The organism is Pseudomonas sp. GM21, assembly GCF_000282215.1.
GTDB lineage: Bacteria > Pseudomonadota > Gammaproteobacteria > Pseudomonadales > Pseudomonadaceae > Aquipseudomonas.
Map to the genome: position 1 here is coordinate 1 of NZ_AKJS01000101.1, position 18624 is coordinate 18624.

Here is an 18624-nt window from a genome sequence, read left to right on the forward strand (position 1 = left end):
AACTACCTTGAAAAACGCCGAACAGCACCACAGCCACAGGTATCACCCACACGAGCTGCACCCATGAAGTTGATATTTGTGTCGGCGCTAGCTGAAGCAATAGGGGTTGTACCGTGACCTGGCATTGGACAGACATGCTTGTCGCCCAACCGTGCAGAAGAAATCATGCAGCATCCTTAATCGTCCTTGGAAAAACCCGCGCTGAGGCGCGGGCAGAATGACGTTACTCCGGAATCCGATGGCTGACTTTAGGACATCTCCCAAAAGTCACGCTCCGATTTCCGACTCCATGTCATTGCTGGGGCCCGAGGGTAACCGGTCTGGATTGAGGTTTTGAATAGTGGCAGTTCGCCTAATGAGGGTTTCGTATCAGAAAAACCACGACGATGGACGACCTGCCCCTTGCCCTCACGCTCAAAATTCCCACTGACTTCCCTAATCATCGACAACGACACACTCGTACCAGGTGCCCAGCAAAAGGTGACACAGCTATTTACTAAATAAACCTGTCACCTTTTTCGTTGTCACCGTTTTCGTCTATTTTTATAGATGCTCTGGATTGACCTTTTCCTGATCAGAACGGGCTGACGGTCATCAATGATCCGTAACAGGAGATCGCATCATGAAGCGCTTGCTTGGGTCCCTTGGATTTTCATTGTTACTAGTGGCATCGGCGGTGTTCGCTCATCACGGCTGGAGTGAGTACGACTCGAGCAAAACGTTGCAGCTGGACGGAACGATCGAGGAATCCGGTTACTCCCACCCGCATGGGTTCGTTCGCCTGAAAACCGACGACAAGACTTGGAACGTAGTACTGGCGCCACCCTCGCGCATGGAGAACCGTGGTCTTTCCAGGGAAATGCTGAGTGTCGGCAATCGGGCGCTGGTGGTGGGCTATCAGAATCGCAACAAACCCGATGAACTGCGCGCAGAACGCATCACCGTCGACAACAAAACCATTGAGTTACGCTGATGCAGACAACTGGCACCCGCGACGGATCGGGTCTTGAGGGCTGGCTGGACTATGTGGGCGACTCGCAACTCGGGTCGGCCATGCGAAGCGAGTTATGGATGTACCCGATAGTCGAAGTGCTTCACATCATTGGTTTCGTGGTGCTTGTCGGCTCTGTCGTGCTGTTCGATCTGCGGGTTCTCGGGTGCTCGAGAGATCTTCCGGTGACGGCACTGGCTCGCCACCTCCTGAGGTGGGGAGTCGCGGCCCTGCTATTGATTGTCCCGGCTGGGCTGATGATGTTTTCAGCACATCCGCATGACTTCGCATCCAACGACGTGTTTATTCTGAAGCTTTGCCTGATCGGTATTGCGGGCCTCAATGCGGCTGTTTTTCACGTTGGTGTCTTGCGCTCAGTAGACCGGTGGAATACGGACACCGCGGCGCCTGGAATAGCAAAAATCCAGGCGATCCTTTCGATTATGTTATGGATCAGCGTGGTGCTCTGCGGCCGACTGCTGGCCTACACCTGACGTAGCTGCCCTCACGATGCGGCAACAGGGATGGAAGAAAAAATGCCCATATCTCACGACACAGGCATTTTCTTCATCCGACCAACCAATAGCCGTACTGGCTCAACCAAAAAACTAACTTCCGCCACTGCTACTGCTGCTACCTTGCGGCCCACTCGCCTTGGTGCCAGCCGCTGCCGGGCCGTTATCGGTTGTCCCGCCATCCGCGCCTTTGGGAAGCGTAGCGGCATCAGGATCAGCATTGGTGGGTTTAGGTGCGGGATCGCGAGTCTCGGTCTTGCCATCGGTAGAGGTGCCTGCCGGTGTTGTGTCCGCTGCGACAGCGTACAGCGAACTGCCCGACAGAAACGCTGCGAGCGTCAGGACCACAATTTTTGGATTCATCATTTTGATTCTTCCTGTGTGTTGGGATAACACAACATTGGAAGAATGACGGATGAAATCGTGCTAAGAGGCGGACGAGCGGTGGTGTCTGGCCGCTTTTCACCTGTGTGCAACTAAATAGATCTGCCACCTTTTTGATGCAGAGTTTCAGGCAATCGCGACTGTTTTTTTCAGCAATTCATACAGCCCATCAGGAACCAACGGCGCTTCATCAGTAAAGCCTTCCCACGTAAGCCACTTCGCAGCGAAGGTTGCGCCATCGGTTTCTTGGCCGTCCAAGTGCGGCAACTCATAGACGCTGGCATCCACAAACTTCGCATCGTAAACCTGCACAATTTCGTGTCCTGGCCTGCCAGCGTACGTAAAGATGTTTTCAAGCGTACCGAGCAAGCGGACATCGGTGATGGCCAATCCAAGTTCTTCCTGAACTTCACGTTCAATGGCTTCGGCACTGGTTTCGCCAAACTCGATGCCGCCGCCGATCGGGCGGAAGAATGGGCGGTTTTTGATGGGGTCGTGGGCTTCGCTGAGCAGTATCTTGCCATCATGATGGAAGATGCAGAGTGCGAGGGGGCGGATGCGATGTGTGGTCATTAGGTGAAGTCCATTTTCTTTGAAAAACGCTGAATCAGCTGCTTCCATTTAACATTGGTGTTGGATGCGGACGCAGCCTTCGGCAGCTGCTACAGGGGTGCGTCCGTTTTTGGGTTAGAAGTTTGCTGGAGTGTTGGCACTGATGATTTCCGCTTCGTCCTGCCCAATATTGCGAAACTTGTGCGGCAGGGTTGTCGGGAAGTAATAGCCGTCGCCAGCATTCAGCACACTGATCTGTCCATCCACCGTGAGCTCAACGGTGCCACGGGTCACGAGCCCACACTCCTCCCCTTCCGAGTGCACAATCGGCTCTTCCCCCGAGCTCGCCCCAGGCGCGTACTGCTCGCGCAACAAGCGCATCTGCCGGCTCGGTACAGAAGCGCCAATCAGCAACAACCGCAGCCCATGACGGCCCAGATCCGGTTGTTCATTGGCGCGGAACACGTATTGATGCTCACGCGGTGGCTGGTCGAAGGTAAAGAAGTCTGCCAGAGACATGGGAATGCCTTCGAGCAGTTTTTTCAGGGAGCTGACGGAGGGACTGACGCGATTCTGTTCGATCAGGGAGATGGTGGCATTGGTGACGCCGCTACGCCGGGCCAGCTCGCGCTGGGACAGTTTGTAGCTTTCGCGTACTAATTTGAGTCGTGAGCCCGTGTCCATGACAGCCTTATGCGAGAAATACTTAAGGGTTATGGGGGTGGATGGCGGGCGACTTTTGGCCGCGAAAATACCGCTTCCCTGTCCCGGAAATTTGAAAGGCGGGTATTAAATCACGTTTGGGGGTGTTGCTCAGCAGGTTCGATAACTGGTTAGTGAAAAAGCTGAAGGTGCTCATGGCAGACCTTTTAGCGATGTGAGTATTGGGGGTGTCAGGTGATATTGAGGGCGGCTGATATGGCGTCATCGCGAGCAGGCTCGCTCCCACAGTTTGGGCCTGGGCGTGTACACATTTTGTGTTCGCCATAGATCTCCTGTGGGAGCCGGGCTTGCCCGCGATGGCGGTGTGTCAGGCGACATCAATGGTGGCTGATACGACCTCATCGCGGGCAAGCCCGCTCCCACAGGTTTTGCAGCGTTTATCAGATCCCGAACCGATCGCGCAGCGCGTAGTATGCGGCGCCCATGGCGGTGAGCGGGGCCTGGAAGGTGCGGCCGCCGATCATGGGCATGTGCGGTAAGGACGCGAACGCATCGAAGCGTTCGGCGTCACCGCGGATCATTTCCGAGATCAGTTTACCGGCCAGGTGCGAGCAGGTGACGCCGTGACCGCTGTAGCCTTGCATGTAGTAGGCGTTTTTCTCGATGCGGCCGAATTGCGGCATGCGGGACATGGTCAGCAGGAAGTTGCCGGTCCAGCGGTAGTCGATCTTCACGTCCTTGAGTTGCGGGAAGGTCTTGAGGATTTTCGGCTTGATCAGCTGTTCAATGTCGTCCGGTTCCCGCGCGCCGTAGACCACGCCGCCGCCGTACAGCAGTCGGTTGTCGGCGGTGAGGCGGTAGTAGTCCAGCAGGTAGTTGCAGTCTTCGACGCAGTAGTTGTTTTTGATCAGGCTGCGCGCAACCTTTTCCGACAACGGTTCGGTGACGACGATTTGCGAGCCGCACGGCATGCTCTTGCTGGTCACACGATTGTCGAGGCCCTGCGGCAGGTAGGCGTTACCGGCGATCAGCAGGTACTTGGCGCGGACCACGCCTTTGGCTGTGCGCACGGTAATCGGTTCGCCGTAAGTGATTTCCACCGCCGCCGATTGTTCGTAGATTTTGCCGCCCAGGCCGATGATGGCCGAGGCTTCGCCGAGGGCCAGGTTCAACGGATGGATGTGCCCGCCCTGCATGTCCAGCAGGCCGCCGACGTAAGCGTCGGAACCGACTTCGCGCTTGATGTCAGCCGCGTCGAGCATTTTCAGGTTCTTGTTACCGTAGCGCTCCCAGCTCTTCTTCTGCTCGGCCAGGCCTTTGAGTTGCTTCTTGTTCATCGCGGCGAAGATGCCGCCCGAACGGTAATCGCACTGGATGTCGTAGTGTTGTATGCGCTGACGAATGATGTCGGCGCCTTCGAAAATCATGCTGCCGAGGACTTCGGCGGTTTTGTCGCCGTAGCGTTCTTCGATGACATCGACGTCGCGACTGTAGGAGTTGACCAGTTGACCGCCGTTGCGACCGCTGGCGCCGAATCCGACTTTGGCGGCTTCAAGTACGGTCACGCTGTAGCCCGCTTCCGCGAGGAACAGGGCCGAGGACAAACCGGTATAGCCGGCGCCGATGATGCAGACGTCGCAGTCCACCGCTTGTTCGAGCACCGGGAAGTCGCCAGTGAAATTGCGGGTGGCGGCGTAGTAGCTGTTTACGTGGGTTTGTTTCACAGAATCTTGTTTCATAGCTTTCTCCGATGGCCACCGGCAGCTAGCCTGCGACCGTCGCTTTTTTATAGGTATTAGAGCTTGATCCAGGTCGCTTTGAGTTCGGTGTATTTGTCGAACGCGTGCAGCGATTTGTCCCGACCGTTACCCGACTGCTTGTACCCGCCGAACGGCGCGGTCATGTCGCCGCCGTCGTACTGGTTGACCCAGACGCTGCCGGCGCGCAAACCGCGAGCGAAGGTGTGGGCCTTGCTCAGGTTGCTGGTCCAGACACCGGCGGCCAGGCCGAAGATGCTGTCGTTGGCAATGGCCAGGGCTTCTTCAGCGGTGTCGAAGGTGATCAGCGACAGTACCGGGCCGAAGATTTCTTCGCGGGCGATGGTCATGGCGTTGGTCACGCCGTCGAATATCGCCGGCTCCACGTACAGGCCACCGGTGCTTTCGAGGGTGCGGCTGCCGCCAGCGATCAGTTGCGCGCCCTGGTCTTTACCGACCTGGATGTAGCGCAACACGTTGTCCAGTTGACGCTGGTCGACGACCGCACCGACAGTGGTTTCCGGGTCCAGTGCGTGTCCCGGTTTCCACGCTTGCAGTGCTTCCACCAGCAGCGGGATGAACTGCTCGCGAATCGAACGTTCCACCAACAACCGAGAGCCGGCGGTGCAGACTTCTCCCTGGTTGAAGGCAATCGCACCGGCCGCCGCCTGTGCAGCCGCGTGCAAATCCGGCGCGTCGGCGAACACCACGTTCGGGCTCTTGCCCCCGGCTTCGAGCCAGACGCGTTTCATGTTGCTTTGCCCGGCGTAGATCATCAGTTGCTTGGCTATCGCGGTCGAGCCGGTGAAGGCCAGCACGTCGACATCCATGTGCAAGGCCAGCGCCTTGCCGACGGTGTGGCCGTAGCCCGGCAGGACGTTGAACACGCCTTTGGGGATGCCGGCGTCCAGCGCCAACTGGGCGATGCGGATCGCGGTCAGCGGCGATTTTTCCGAAGGCTTGAGGATGAACGAGTTGCCGGCTGCCAGGGCCGGAGCGAACTTCCAGCTGGCCATGATCAACGGGAAGTTCCACGGCACGATGGCGGCAACCACGCCCGCAGGTTCGCGGGTGATGAGGCCAAGTTGGTCGTGCGGCGTGGCGGCGACTTCGTCGTAGATCTTGTCGATGGCTTCGGCGCTCCAGCGGATCGCGTTGGCGGTCGCAGGAATGTCGATGTTCATCGAGTCGTTGATCGGCTTGCCCATGTCGAGGGTTTCGAGCAGGGCCAGTTCTTCCTGGTTGGCCAGGATCAGGTCGGCGAAGCGAATCAGGATGCGCTTGCGCTGGGCCGGAGCGAGGTTGGCCCAGATCCCGGATTCGAACGTGCGGCGCGCGACTGCGACAGCCGCATTGGCGTCGGCCTCGTCGGTGCTGGCGACGTTGGCCAGGAAACGGCCGTCGACCGGGCTCATGCATTCAAAGGTGTCACCGCTGAGTGCCGGGCAGTAGTGGCCGTCGATGAAGGCACGGGCTTCGATGGTTAGGGACTGGAAGCGTTGTTCCCAGTCGCTGCGAGTGTTTGTCATGGTTGTGACTCGACGCAGAGGAATAAGTAGTCGTTGGATTAAAGCCAGTCAGTGAAGAAGTCTCAGCCGTAGCGCGTTCTTTTGTAGCAGCTGGCGTAGCCTGCGTTCGGCTGCGAAGAAGTCGTGAAATCAGGCGATGTGGTGCTTCAGGAAGGCCCAGCGCTCAGGTTTTACGACTGCTTCGCAGCCGAACGCAGGCTTCGCCAGCTGCTACAGGTTTCGTTGCCGTCTAACTGACTGGTATCAGGCCATCAGACGGTGTGCAGATACCAGTTGTACTCAAGGTCGGAGATGGAGTTCTCGAACTCGGCCAGCTCGCTTTCCTTGCACGCCACGAACACGTCGATGTACAGCGGGTCGATGTAGCGGGCCATGACTTCGCTGTCGTCCAGCTCGCGCAAGGCGTCGCGCAGGTTGTTCGGCAGGCTCTGCTCGTTTTGCTCGTAGCTGTTGCCTTCCACCGGTGCGCCCGGCTCGATCTGGTTGGTCAGGCCATGGTGAATACCGGCCAGCACCGACGCCATCAGCAAATACGGGTTGGCGTCGGCACCAGCGACACGATGCTCGATGCGCACCGCGTCCGGCGAACCGGTCGGCACACGGACAGCCACGGTACGGTTGTCGATGCCCCAGCTTGGCGAGTTCGGTACATAGAACTGCGCGCCGAAACGACGGTAGGAGTTGACGTTCGGGCACAGGAACGCCATCTGCGCCGGCAGGGTCTCGAGCACACCGCCGATCGCGTGTCGCAGCGCGGCGTTCTGCTCGGGATCCTCGCTGGCAAAGATGTTGTTGCCTTCTTTGTCGAGAATCGAAATGTGCACGTGCAAACCATTGCCCGCCTGGCCCGGATATGGCTTGGCCATAAACGTGGTGTCCATCTCGTGGTCGTAGGCGATGTTCTTCACCAAACGCTTGAGCAACACCGCGTAGTCGCAGGCCTTGATCGGGTCATTGACGTGATGCAGGTTGACTTCGAACTGCGCCGGGGCACTTTCCTTGACGATGGCGTCGGCAGGAATGCCCTGCTCTTTCGCGCCTTCGAGGATGTCTTGCAGGCAATCGACGTATTCGTCGAGGTCGTCGATCAGGTACACCTGGGTCGACATCGGACGCTTGCCCGAAACCGGCGAACGTGGCGATTGCGGACGACCGTTCACGTTGTCCTGGTCGATCAGGTAGAACTCGAGTTCGAACGCGGCGCAGATGGTCAAGCCCATGTCATCGAACTTGCTCACCACCTGACGCAGCACTTCCCGAGGGTCAGCGAAGAACGGCTGGCCTTCGAGTTCGTGCATGGTCATTAACAGTTGCGCGGTCGGGCGCTTCTGCCATGGCTCGATGCTGAGCGTATTAGGGATCGGAAAGCAGATCCGGTCAGAGTCGCCGATGTCCAGACCCAGGCCGGTGCTTTCCACCGTGGAACCGTTGATGTCCAGAGCAAACAGAGACGCCGGCAGGTTAATGCCTTTTTCGTAGACCTTATGAAGACTGGTGCGCTCGATGCGCTTGCCGCGCACCACGCCGTTCATATCCGCAATCAGAAGGTCGACGTACAAAACCTCAGGATATTTCTTAAGGAATGCGTTTGCTTCGTTGAGTTGAACGGCACGCAGAGGGACCGACATGATGCACCTATTTTTTAGCTGTTAATTATTATGTTCACTACCTTGTTGCGGACCCAGTCAACCCGAACGGCAAAGTGAAGTCAATAGCGAACACATGAGCCTTCAACCTTTATTTTTGGGCCTTTCAGGGGGGCGAGAGTGCCAATTCAGTCTTGAGCACCACGTAAACACTGGAGACCGGACGTTCAGCGTTTAGAATTTTTTACATGAGAGTTGTTAATTAAAATCAACAAGGCTAAGCTCCGGAAAAGCTCGTTCAAGTGTGAAACTTCGAGGTGATAAAAATGGCATTCAAGCCATTGATCGGCGTTACTGCATGCGTCAAACAGATTGGCCTGCACCCCTACCACGTCAGCGGCGACAAGTACTTGCGTGCTGTCAGCGTCGCGGCTCTGGGGCTGCCTGTGGTCATCCCTTCCCAGGGCGAACTGACTGAAATCGAGGATGTGCTCGCGCATCTCGACGGTCTGCTGCTGACCGGCTCCCCCTCGAATGTGGAACCTTTCCACTATCAAGGCCCGGCCAGCGCTCCCGGCACGGATCATGATCCGGCGCGGGACGCCACGACCCTTCCTTTATTACGTGCGGCCATTGCAGCCGGCGTGCCGGTGCTCGGCATCTGCCGGGGCTTTCAGGAAATGAACGTGGCGTTTGGTGGCAGCCTTCACCAAAAGGTCCACGAACTGCCGGGCATGCTCGATCACCGCGAAGCGGACAGCCCGGAGCTGGCGGTGCAATACGCACCGGCCCATGCGGTGACGGTGCAACCGGGGGGCGTGTTCGAAGCCCTGGAGTTGCCGGGGGAGTTCAGGGTCAATTCGATTCACAGTCAGGGAATCGACAGACTCGCGCCCGGCCTGCGTGCCGAAGCCATCGCACCGGACGGTTTGATCGAGGCGATTTCGGTGGAGCACAGCCCAACGTTTGCCGTCGGCGTGCAATGGCATCCGGAATGGCAGGTGCGTTCGAATCCTCCTTATTTGAGTATTTTCCAGGCGTTCGGCGATGCATGCCGGCGACGAGCCGCGCTGCGTAAAACCCGCTGACTTAATACACAAACAACCTTTACTGCCCCCGCGAGCCAGACGGGCGTGCCTTTGCGCGCCCGCCCCTCGCGACAGCAACACACTGCGATAACAACAAGTACCACCAGGCAGCCAGGACGGCGGCGCCGAATAAGCCCGGTTAGGGCTAGCAATCCACTATTAAGTCAGGCCGCGTTGGTCCGACGACTGAAACCTGTTGGGAGTTTCACATGGCAAACGCCTCCAGCATTTACAGGAAGGCTCTTGAAGGTCACCAGACATCGAAGAAGGTGTTGGTGAAGGTTGACCGCGTCACCAAGAAATTCGACGAAACCACCGCTGTGGACGATGTCTCGCTTGAGATTCATCAAGGCGAAATCTTCGCCCTGCTCGGCGGTTCCGGTTCCGGTAAATCGACCCTGCTGCGCATGCTCGCAGGTTTCGAGCGCCCGACCGATGGCCGGATTTTCCTCGACGGCGTGGACATCACCGACATGCCGCCGTACGAGCGGCCGATCAACATGATGTTCCAGTCGTACGCCTTGTTCCCGCACATGACGGTTGCGCAGAACATTGCCTTCGGCCTCAAGCAGGACCGTTTGCCCGCCAGCGAAATCGACGCCCGCGTTGAAGAAATGCTGCGCCTGGTGCACATGACCCAATACGCCAAGCGCAAGCCGCACCAATTGTCCGGCGGTCAGCGTCAGCGTGTGGCCCTGGCTCGCTCCCTGGCCAAGCGTCCGAAGCTGTTGCTGCTCGACGAACCCATGGGCGCACTGGATAAAAAGCTGCGTTCACAGATGCAGCTTGAGCTTGTCGAGATCATCGAGCGCGTCGGCGTGACATGCGTGATGGTGACCCACGACCAGGAAGAGGCCATGACCATGGCCCAGCGCATCGCGATCATGCACCTGGGCTGGATCGCGCAAATCGGCAGCCCGGTCGACATCTACGAAGCACCGGTCAGCCGCATGGTCTGCGAGTTCATCGGCAACGTGAACGCCTTTGAAGGCACGGTGGTGGAAGACCTTGAAGGTCACGCGATCATCCACAGCCCGGACCTGGAACAGAAGATCTACGTTGGTCACGGCGTCAGCACCTCGGTGCAGGACAAGTCGATCACCTACGCCATCCGCCCGGAAAAAATGCTGGTCAGCACGGTCAAGCCCGAGAACCGCTACAACTGGTCACAAGGCAAAGTGCATGACATCGCCTACCTCGGCGGTCACTCGGTGTTCTACGTGCAACTGCCTGGCGGCAAAGTCGTCCAGTCGTTCATGGCCAACGCCGAACGCCGTGGCGCGCGCCCGACTTGGGACGACACTGTCTACGTGTGGTGGGAAGACGACAGCGGCGTGGTACTGCGCTCATGAAAACACTCAATCAGCAGTTCATGCGGCTGATGCCGAGTGGTCGAAAGCTCGTCATCGGGGTTCCCTTCCTGTGGCTGTGCCTGTTTTTCCTGTTGCCGTTCTTCCTGGTGATGAAGATCAGCTTCTCGGAAGCGGCGCTGGCCATTCCTCCTTATTCGGAGATTTACACCTACGCCGAACAGAAGTTTCAGCTGTTTTTGAACGTCGGCAACTACCTGTTGCTGACTGACGATGAGCTGTACATCTCGGCCTACCTCGGCTCGTTGAAGGTCGCGTTGTTCAGCACGCTGATGTGCCTGGTACTCGGTTTCCCGATGGCCTACGCCATTACCAAGGCCAACAAGGAAACGCAAAACGTCCTGATGCTGTTGATCATGATGCCGACCTGGACCGCGATCCTGATCCGCGTGTATGCGTGGATGGGTATCCTCAGCAACAACGGTCTGCTCAATGGGTTTTTGATGTGGACCGGGCTGACCGACCACCCCATCGAGATCCTCAACACCAACACCGCCGTGTACATCGGCGTGGTTTACGCCTACTTGCCGTTCATGGTGTTGCCGCTGTACGCCAACCTGGTCAAACACGATCAAAGCCTGCTGGAAGCGGCTTCGGATCTGGGTTCGAGCAACTTCAACAACTTCTGGAAAATCACTGTGCCGCTGGCCAAGAACGGCATCATCGCAGGCTGCATGCTGGTGTTCATTCCGGTGGTCGGTGAGTTCGTGATTCCGGAACTGCTGGGCGGCCCGGAGACCCTGATGATCGGTCGCGTGCTGTGGCAAGAGTTCTTCAACAACCGTGACTGGCCGGTGGCATCTGCCCTGGCGGTGGTGATGCTGTTGATCCTGATTGTGCCGATTCTGCTGTTTAACCGCAGCCAGGCCAAAGAAATGGAGGCACGGGGATGAAACGCTTCGGATTTTCAAAGTTCATGCTGATTTTCGGCTTGTCGTTCATCTACTTGCCGATGCTGATTCTGGTGATCTACTCGTTCAACGCCTCGAAACTGGTGACCGTGTGGGGCGGCTGGTCGTTCAAGTGGTACGCCGGTTTGCTCGACAACACGCAACTGATGGGCTCGGTGGTGCGCTCGCTGGAAATCGCCTGCTACACGGCAATAGCAGCGGTTGCGCTGGGGACCTTGGCGGCGTTTGTACTGACTCGCGTTACGCGCTTCAAGGGTCGCACGCTGTTTGGCGGCCTCGTTACCGCACCGTTGGTGATGCCGGAAGTGATCACCGGTCTGTCGTTGCTGCTGCTGTTCGTGGCCATGGCGCAGTTGATCGGTTGGCCGCAGGAACGCGGGATCATCACCATCTGGATCGCCCACACCACCTTCTGTGCGGCGTATGTGGCAGTCGTGGTATCCGCCCGCTTGCGTGAGCTGGACCTGTCCATCGAAGAAGCGGCCATGGACCTCGGGGCCAAGCCGTTCAAGGTGTTTTTCCTGATCACCATTCCGATGATCGCGCCCTCGTTGGCGGCCGGCGGCATGATGTCGTTTGCCCTGTCACTGGATGACCTGGTGTTGGCGAGTTTCGTGTCCGGGCCGGGTTCGACCACCTTGCCGATGGAAGTGTTCTCGGCGGTGCGTCTGGGCGTGAAGCCCGAGATCAACGCCGTGGCCAGTCTGATCCTGTTGGCGGTATCGATTGTGACCTTCATGGTCTGGTACTTCAGCCGCCGCGCCGAAGCTACCCGCAAGCGTGCGATCCAGGAGGCGATGGACCAGACCGCCAGCGAATCGTGGCAACAACCGAATAAGCAAATGGTAGAAGCGACCGCTTAAGGCCTGCTGCACACACTTTGTAGCAGCTGGCGAAGCCTGCGTCCGGCTGCGTAGCAGTCGTCAATCCAGGCACTGCGGCTCTATCAGGAAGATCGAGTTCGCAGGTTTTACGACTGCTCCGCAGCCGGACGCAGGCTTCGCCAGCTGCTACAAGGGGTGCGCCAAGAGTGCAATTGTTTTGCGTATTTGAATAAAAAAGAATGGAGTTGTACCGATGAAAATGTTTGGCAGGACTCTGCTGACACTGTCCTTATTGGGCGCAATGGCTACCGGCGCCCAGGCCAATGACAAGGTACTGCGCGTCTACAACTGGTCGGATTACATCGCCCCGGACACCGTCAAGAAGTTCGAAGACGAGACCGGCATTCGCGTGACCTACGATGTGTTCGACAGCAATGAAACCCTTGAGGCACGCCTGCTCGCAGGCAAATCCGGCTACGACATCGTTGTGCCGTCCAACAGTTTTCTGGCCAAGCAGATCAAGGCTGGCGTCTATCAGACGCTGGACAAATCGAAGCTGCCAAACTGGAAAAACCTCAATCCGGTGCTGCTGAAAAACGCTTCCGCCAGCGACCCGGATAACGCACATGCTTTCCCCTACATGTGGGGCTCGATCGGCATCGGCTTCAACCCGGCCAAGGTCAAGGAAGTGCTCGGCGCCAACGCCCCGACTAATTCCTGGGACTTGCTGTTCAAGCCGGAAAACGCTGAAAAGCTCAAAGCCTGCGGCATCAGCTTCCTCGACTCGCCCACCGAAATGCTCCCGGCCGCCCTGCACTACCTGGGCTACCCGGTGAATTCGCAGGACAAAGGCCAGATCGCCGAAGCTGAAGCGCTGTTCATGAAAATTCGTCCTTCCGTGGCGTACTTCCATTCGTCGAAGTACATCTCCGACCTGGCCAACGGCAACATCTGCGTGGCGGTCGGTTATTCCGGCGACGTGCTGCAAGCCAAGGCCCGCGCCCAGGAGTCGGGCAACTCGGTGCAGATCGACTACAGCATCCCGAAAGAAGGCGCCGGCAGTTTCTACGACATGGTCGCCATTCCCCGGGACGCGGCGAACGTCGAGAACGCCTACCTGTTCATGAACTTCCTGATGCGCCCGGACATCATCGCCGAGATCACCAACAACATCGGCTACAGCAACGCCAACGCGGCGGCGACGCCATTGGTGGATGAAGCGATTCGCGATGATCCGGGGTCGTATCCGTCGCAAGACGTGATGGCGACGTTGTATGCGATTCCGGATATGCCGATCGGGGTTCAGCGAGTGATGACCCGGGGCTGGACGCGGGTCAAGCTCGGCAAGTAATGATCGTTCCCACGCTCCGCGTGGGAATGCAGCCCGGGACGCTCCGTGTCCCTTTCCACAGCCGAACGCGGAGCGTCCGTGGAGGCATTCCCACGCAGAGCGTGGGAACGATCAGTGTCACAGTTTCCGTTCCCGCAGCGCCTTACCACCGCTGCACGCTCCCTGCAGCAGAACGGCCTCACCTGGCTCCTCGGTTAAGGTGAATTCGGGCGCCCTCCTCGGGCGCCTTTTTTTATGCCGGCACCAGCGGCCATTCAGCCAACGCTCGATAACGCCCCTTGTGCGATTCAAACAACACAAAGCAATCAGCCCGCAGGAAAAACTCCGGCGGCGTTGCGGACTCAGGCACCGGCAGCCGATAGTCACGCATCAAGGTCAAATGCGGCCTGAACTCCTTCGGCGCATCCTCCAGCCCAAACGGCAACATCGCCTGCTCCAGCGCATACACCAGCCGCAACAACGCCGGCGGCGCCTGCTCCGGTGCCAGCACCAACACCCCGGCCCTGCGCCAGACATCCAGTCGATCAAGCGCCAGCTTCAACGGCACACCCGGCACGCGAACCTTGGCGGCGGCGGTGCAGATCTCGGCGATCTGCGCCACACCCACCGCGCCCAAAAACTTCAACGTCAGGTGAAAGTTTTCCGCCGGCACCGGGCGCCCGCTGCGCAGTTCAAGCGCGCTGCGCCATTGGGCGATCGCCTTGCGTTGCTCGGGCGGGCAGTTCAGGGCAAAAAACAGCCGTTTGAGGGGTTCATGGGGTTCGTCGCTCACGCCTGGCACCTCCTGACATGCACGTTATAGTTGAACCAACCGAAAACAACGGGAGGGGCCATGCGGCAGATCATCAGCAAGGAACCGTGGTGGGCGATGCCACCGCAACCGGGGCAGGATGAGTCCGAGCTGGAATGGGGCTGGCTGGTTCACTATAGCGAAGGTGAGCCACGTTTCGAGTTCGTCAGGGAGCGGCCGACGGACAACGAGATCCGTAATCGCAAGAGTTGCCGGATCACCCCGAGCGCGGAGTGATCCGGGTGTTTGTATCAGGTCTGATAGATGATGTTGAAGCCGCCGAAGATCATTCGCTGACCATCGAACGGCATTGAATTGACGTCCGGTTGCATGCGCGGGTCGGCCATCATTTTCTGCATGCCGGCACTGCGGGTCGGCTTGTCTGGCCAGATGATCCAGGAAAACACCACGGTTTCGTCTTCCTTGAGTTTCACAGCCATCGGAAACGAGGTCACTTTGCCGTCTGGCACGTCGTCTCCCCAGCATTCAACAATGCTCAAGGCGCCGTTCTCCTTGAAAATCGCGCTGGTGATTTCGGCGTGCTTCTTGAATTGCTCACGTTTAGCGGTCGGTACGGCAATCACACAGCCATCGACATAAGACATGGTCATTCTCCTGTGGGGGATTGAGGGTCAAGCTGATGGTTAGTCGATTCCGTCGGGCTCCAATCGACAGACCCGGTAACCGAATCGACCGGCGGCGGTTCGGCACTTGCCGCCAGATTGCCTTCGATCTGCCCCGCCATGTACAGCGTCCCCGCCATCACACCGGTCGTCGGATTTTGCACCAGCTTCAGCCAGGCCTTGTCGAACGTATTGCCCAGGCTGCTGCGAATCAGCGCCTCGCTGTCCGGTCGGTCGGCAGCCTGGATGAGTGCGCGGATCCCGGCCACGCCGACGGTAATCAAGCCCCCGGCTAGTTTCCCGGCGGCGGCGGCCACGGCGCTGGCGGCCCCGCGCGGGGCCATTTCCGCTTCCATGCGTTGACTGGCGCGCTTGGCCACAGGCGCCATGGCGGTGTCCTCAGAACCAATCCCCTTGTCACCGCCCGCCTTGTGGATCTTGTCGATCAGCGCTGCATAAGCCGGCAGTGAGGCCAGCGGCTCCGTACGCACGACCTGGTAAAGCGAGGCATTGCGCGCGGGCGGCGGCCCAAGGGCGATGGCGGGGATTTTCTGGATGCGGCCATTGATCTGCGCCATCGGTATGCCGTGACGCTTGGACGTTTTTTGCAGCTCTTCCTGAAGTATGTCCACGTAGAACGCCGTGGACTGGCCGAGAATCGCGTCGGGATCAATCTCGACCGCAACCGGCGCCAGCACCCGTTGCTGGTATTGCTCAAGCAGATAGCCCGCCAGACGCTTGGCCGAGGCATCCTGCTCGCCCTTGGCGTTGAGGGTGTACCAGCTGACTTTCATCGATAGCCATTCCTGGGTCCAGTAACTGCTGAACCAGGGGATGAAATTCTCTTCGGTGAGTTGGTAGACCCGCGTGCGCCAGTAATCCATGGCCCCGCGCGAGTAGATTCGCGTCTGCTCGGTGGCCGATTGCGATGCCGCGACGATTTCGCGATCCACCTGTCGCCAGGTGCTATCGGAGACCACCACCACAACCTGCGCCACCACCGGGGCACGCTCAGGCGTGGCGCATCCCGCCAACACCACCAACACGGCGACGATCAGCGAACGCAGGTTCAAGATCGCGGTTTCCTACAGTCGCCCTCGGGCAGAATGCCCGAAACTCAAAGGCCTATTGGTTTGAGTATAGGTAGCGCTGTTTGTTCGCCGTGGGTTGGATAGCGAATTTGAGGGCCTCATCGCCGGCAAGCCGGTCTCGCTCCCACAGTTTTGAACTCATCGCGATCCAAATGTGGGAGCGAGCCTGCTCGCGATGAGGCCCTCAAGAACACCATCATTAACATCGATATTCACCATCGCGACGAATGCCTTCCGCAATAAACCCCTCAGGCGCACGATCACCCCCATCACAACGCAACGTCCGCCTCGGAGGGCCACATCATGTTGATCCATCTCCTGACCTGTCTGGCCCTGACCGCCGTGACGCTGACGCTTTTTTCCGGTTTTATCCTGGACATCGGCCAGACCGAGGAGCACCCATCATGATCCACTCCGTCAGCCTGGCCGTGAGCTTCCCGGTATTTGGCACTAACTACTACGCGCAGGAATTCGTCTCGCGCAAAGAATTGTCACTGGTGTTCGACCCAACTTTCGAGGCATTGCTGATGCCGGCGGCGGCCAACCACTTCAGCAACGAAGTGGTCGGTCTCAACGATCAGTTCCGCTTTCTCAATGACGTGCTGGTCGAACACCTGCTGGAGATCGAACTGACCCAAAGCGCACCTCGCTCGTCGCGTCAGTTTTCATTCTAGGACGACACGGGCCGACGGACGGCCCGCACCTTGCCGCTGTTGCCACCGCCACAGAAAAACCGCTCGCCGCCGTCCGACTCAAGGCCGGACACCCCTACCCCTGGCGGCATTTCGACGGCCTCCAGGACGTTGCCGGTGATCGGGTCAATTCGCCGCAATTCACTTTGATCTTCCTCCCACGTGCCATGCCACAGATCGCCGTCCACCCAAGTCACCCCGGTGACAAAACGGTTGGACTCGATGGTGCGCAGAATGGCCCCGGTGTCGGGGTCGATCTGATGGATTTTGCGCGCCCGGTACTGGCCGACCCACAGCGTGCCTTCCGCCCAGGTCAGCCCCGAATCAGTGCCCCCACCGGGCGCCGGAATGCTGGCGAGAACACGACCGCTTTGCGGATCGATCTTGTGGATGCGTTCGCCGGCGATCTGGAACAAGTGCTGGCCGTCAAAGGCTGTTCCCGCGTCTGCGGCGACGTTGATTGAACCCGTTGGTTGTCCACTTTCCGGATCGAGGGCGTTGAGCTTTTCTCCGGAAGCAAACCAGACGCGCCGGCCGTCAAACGAGACGCCATGCACGCTGTCGACGCCGGGAAACGGGCCGTATTCACGGATGATTTCAGCAGTTGAACGTTTCATGGTTGCATCCTCTTCACTGGGTGTGTGGAGTGGATCCTAATCACCCGGCAACAACGCCGTGAGTAACAATGTCGTCGCGAATCCCGGCAACGGAGGTGTCATCCAGCGCCGGGCGCGGCCACGGCCAAACGCCTGCACTTTGCCGACGACCGCCAGTGCATCAAGTGCCCGTTGCACGCTGCGCTGACTGGTGCCCAGCGCCATTGCCAGGGCCGAACTCGACCACGACTCACCATCCGCCAGAAACGCCAGCAGCGCCGCGTGCTGCTCCTCCACCGGTCGCGCCAGCACCACGACGTCCGGCGACACCAGGGCAAAGCCGCGCTTCGTTGCGCTAATCCCGGCCAACGGTCGAAGCGCCGCCCGCAGCCGTCCGACCTCGACGCGCAACCGCGCACGATGGGATTCATCACTGAGCTTCAAGCGAAAAGCATAGGCGATGAGTGTTTCCCGGGGGACATCGGCCGGCCAGGCTTCGGCCAATGCCCGCGCGAGGGTGAACAACACTGGGCGTCTGGCCAGGGACACCGACATGCCGGCGCCGCGCACCACGTATCGACACGCATCGACGACCAGCGATGTTGAGGCGAGCAGTGCTTCCACCTCATCCAGCTTCAGCGGCCGCGCCTCGCCACGGCAGATGAGCCGGGCGGCGGGGGCGTTCATGACCTGAGCGACATGGTCGACTTCAGCGCTCAGCGCCGGGATACCCGCCTCGTCTGCAAAGCGTTCGGCCCGCTCCAGTGCAGCGCGGGCCTTTTTGATCTCCAGTCGGCGCATCGCGATGCCGGTCACCACCAGCTCATGCGCGGCACGCAGGGCTGGCGGCAAAGGCGCCGGGTCCAAACGGGCGAGCCGTTCCTCGACCTGTTCGAGATGGCCGATCAGCAACAGCCTTCGGATCTCCAGATACCGCGCGTGCGCCGCATTCACCCAATCACCGTGGGCTTCGAGCGTTGCCCGCGCCGTGTCGAGGGCTTTTTCCGGCCAGCTCAAATCTCGAGCCGCCAGGGCAATTTCGGCTTCGGCCACCACACAGCGCGCCCGGGCCGTCGGCTCTTTCGGGCCAAATGCCCGCCCTGCCCGTTTGACCAGCGCCTTCGCGCGTTCCAGATCACCGAGCTGGGCCATGGCAATGCCGCGCAGTGCCAGCGCCGGCGCATCGTCGCGCAAGGCAACCCGGTTCAACGCCCCGAGCGGATCTCCCGCCGCCAATGCTCGGGCGGCGGCGGTGATCAGCGAGTCCATGTGAGTCGCGCCACAGTGGTCACTCCCAACGTTTGATGTCCG

General features: G+C 59.2%; 20 protein-coding genes and 1 pseudogene. 9 read left to right on the top strand and 12 right to left on the bottom strand.

Annotated features, from left to right (window positions below; genetic code table 11):
* Window positions 1-20: 20 nt before the first annotated feature.
* Window positions 21-167, bottom strand: a pseudogene (locus PMI22_RS30605) (PAAR domain-containing protein); the annotation flags it as partial.
* A 455-nt stretch (window positions 168-622) separates the two neighbouring features.
* Here PMI22_RS30605 and PMI22_RS13045 point away from each other — a divergent pair.
* Both PMI22_RS13045 and PMI22_RS13040 read left to right on the top strand, forming a co-directional pair.
* A complete protein-coding gene (locus tag PMI22_RS13045) occupies window positions 623-973 on the top strand; it encodes a DUF6152 family protein (RefSeq protein ID WP_007946331.1) in 351 nt (116 codons plus the stop codon).
* Complete coding sequence (locus PMI22_RS13040; protein WP_007946332.1) at window positions 973-1485, top strand: DUF6644 family protein; 513 nt, start codon at window positions 973-975, stop codon at window positions 1483-1485. Before PMI22_RS13045 ends, PMI22_RS13040 begins: the two co-directional genes overlap by 1 nt.
* A 114-nt stretch (window positions 1486-1599) precedes the next feature.
* Here PMI22_RS13040 and PMI22_RS13035 read toward each other — a convergent pair whose 3' ends face one another.
* The 6 genes from PMI22_RS13035 to PMI22_RS13005 all read right to left on the bottom strand — a co-directional run bounded on the left by PMI22_RS13035 (window position 1600) and on the right by PMI22_RS13005 (window position 8019).
* Window positions 1600-1872 carry a hypothetical protein gene (locus tag PMI22_RS13035; RefSeq protein ID WP_007946333.1) on the bottom strand — a complete coding sequence of 91 codons (273 nt, stop codon included), beginning with the start codon at window positions 1870-1872 and terminating at the stop codon, window positions 1600-1602.
* 144 nt (window positions 1873-2016) lie between these two features.
* Window positions 2017-2463: an NUDIX hydrolase gene (locus PMI22_RS13030; RefSeq protein WP_007946334.1), complete on the bottom strand. Its 447-nt coding sequence runs from the start codon at window positions 2461-2463 to the stop codon at window positions 2017-2019.
* A 114-nt stretch (window positions 2464-2577) separates the two neighbouring features.
* Complete coding sequence (locus PMI22_RS13025; RefSeq protein ID WP_007946335.1) at window positions 2578-3126, bottom strand: cupin domain-containing protein; 549 nt, start codon at window positions 3124-3126, stop codon at window positions 2578-2580.
* A 419-nt stretch (window positions 3127-3545) separates the two neighbouring features.
* The gene (locus PMI22_RS13015) at window positions 3546-4829 is read right to left on the bottom strand and encodes an NAD(P)/FAD-dependent oxidoreductase (protein WP_033049308.1); all 1284 of its coding nucleotides are present in this window, start codon (window positions 4827-4829) and stop codon (window positions 3546-3548) included.
* A gap of 71 nt (window positions 4830-4900) precedes the next feature.
* On the bottom strand, window positions 4901-6391 hold the full coding sequence (locus tag PMI22_RS13010; RefSeq protein WP_007946338.1) for an aldehyde dehydrogenase: 1491 nt from the start codon (window positions 6389-6391) through the stop codon (window positions 4901-4903).
* A 251-nt stretch (window positions 6392-6642) separates the two neighbouring features.
* Window positions 6643-8019, bottom strand: coding sequence for a glutamine synthetase family protein (locus tag PMI22_RS13005; protein ID WP_007946339.1), 1377 nt, complete (start codon window positions 8017-8019; stop codon window positions 6643-6645).
* A gap of 284 nt (window positions 8020-8303) precedes the next feature.
* On the opposite strand from PMI22_RS13005, the gene PMI22_RS13000 reads away from it, so the two are divergent.
* The 5 genes from PMI22_RS13000 to PMI22_RS12980 all read left to right on the top strand — a co-directional run bounded on the left by PMI22_RS13000 (window position 8304) and on the right by PMI22_RS12980 (window position 13521).
* Window positions 8304-9065: a gamma-glutamyl-gamma-aminobutyrate hydrolase family protein gene (locus PMI22_RS13000; protein WP_007946340.1), complete on the top strand. Its 762-nt coding sequence runs from the start codon at window positions 8304-8306 to the stop codon at window positions 9063-9065.
* Between the two features lie 209 nt (window positions 9066-9274).
* Window positions 9275-10417, top strand: a complete 1143-nt coding sequence (gene potA, locus PMI22_RS12995; protein WP_007946341.1) for a polyamine ABC transporter ATP-binding protein — start codon at window positions 9275-9277, stop codon at window positions 10415-10417.
* A 29-nt stretch (window positions 10418-10446) separates the two neighbouring features.
* Entirely contained in the window at window positions 10447-11328 is an 882-nt protein-coding gene (locus PMI22_RS12990; protein ID WP_162131646.1) for an ABC transporter permease subunit, read from the top strand.
* Entirely contained in the window at window positions 11325-12209 is an 885-nt protein-coding gene (locus PMI22_RS12985; protein WP_007946343.1) for an ABC transporter permease subunit, read from the top strand. Before PMI22_RS12990 ends, PMI22_RS12985 begins: the two co-directional genes overlap by 4 nt.
* 214 nt (window positions 12210-12423) lie before the next feature.
* Window positions 12424-13521, top strand: a complete 1098-nt coding sequence (locus PMI22_RS12980) for a polyamine ABC transporter substrate-binding protein (protein ID WP_007946344.1) — start codon at window positions 12424-12426, stop codon at window positions 13519-13521.
* Window positions 13522-13753: 232 nt separating this feature from the next.
* On the opposite strand, the gene thpR is transcribed toward PMI22_RS12980, so the two are convergent.
* Window positions 13754-14293 carry an RNA 2',3'-cyclic phosphodiesterase gene (thpR, locus tag PMI22_RS12975; RefSeq protein ID WP_007946345.1) on the bottom strand — a complete coding sequence of 180 codons (540 nt, stop codon included), beginning with the start codon at window positions 14291-14293 and terminating at the stop codon, window positions 13754-13756.
* Window positions 14294-14353: 60 nt separating this feature from the next.
* Between thpR and PMI22_RS12970 the strand changes: the two genes are divergently transcribed.
* Entirely contained in the window at window positions 14354-14548 is a 195-nt protein-coding gene (locus PMI22_RS12970) for a hypothetical protein (protein ID WP_007946346.1), read from the top strand.
* Between the two features lie 14 nt (window positions 14549-14562).
* Here PMI22_RS12970 and PMI22_RS12965 read toward each other — a convergent pair whose 3' ends face one another.
* Both PMI22_RS12965 and PMI22_RS12960 read right to left on the bottom strand, forming a co-directional pair.
* Window positions 14563-14916, bottom strand: coding sequence for a DUF1428 domain-containing protein (locus tag PMI22_RS12965; RefSeq protein WP_007946347.1), 354 nt, complete (start codon window positions 14914-14916; stop codon window positions 14563-14565).
* A gap of 2 nt (window positions 14917-14918) precedes the next feature.
* Entirely contained in the window at window positions 14919-16007 is a 1089-nt protein-coding gene (locus tag PMI22_RS12960; protein ID WP_007946348.1) for a hypothetical protein, read from the bottom strand.
* A 422-nt stretch (window positions 16008-16429) separates the two neighbouring features.
* On the opposite strand from PMI22_RS12960, the gene PMI22_RS12955 reads away from it, so the two are divergent.
* Window positions 16430-16699, top strand: coding sequence for a hypothetical protein (locus PMI22_RS12955; RefSeq protein WP_007946351.1), 270 nt, complete (start codon window positions 16430-16432; stop codon window positions 16697-16699).
* Here PMI22_RS12955 and PMI22_RS12950 read toward each other — a convergent pair.
* Together PMI22_RS12950 and PMI22_RS12945 are read right to left on the bottom strand one after the other, a co-directional pair.
* Window positions 16696-17334 carry a Vgb family protein gene (locus PMI22_RS12950; protein ID WP_007946352.1) on the bottom strand — a complete coding sequence of 213 codons (639 nt, stop codon included), beginning with the start codon at window positions 17332-17334 and terminating at the stop codon, window positions 16696-16698. The two genes, PMI22_RS12955 and PMI22_RS12950, sit on opposite strands and share 4 nt — an antisense overlap.
* A 36-nt stretch (window positions 17335-17370) precedes the next feature.
* On the bottom strand, window positions 17371-18582 hold the full coding sequence (locus PMI22_RS12945) for a hypothetical protein (protein WP_007946353.1): 1212 nt from the start codon (window positions 18580-18582) through the stop codon (window positions 17371-17373).
* Between the last annotated feature and the right edge of the window lie 42 nt (window positions 18583-18624).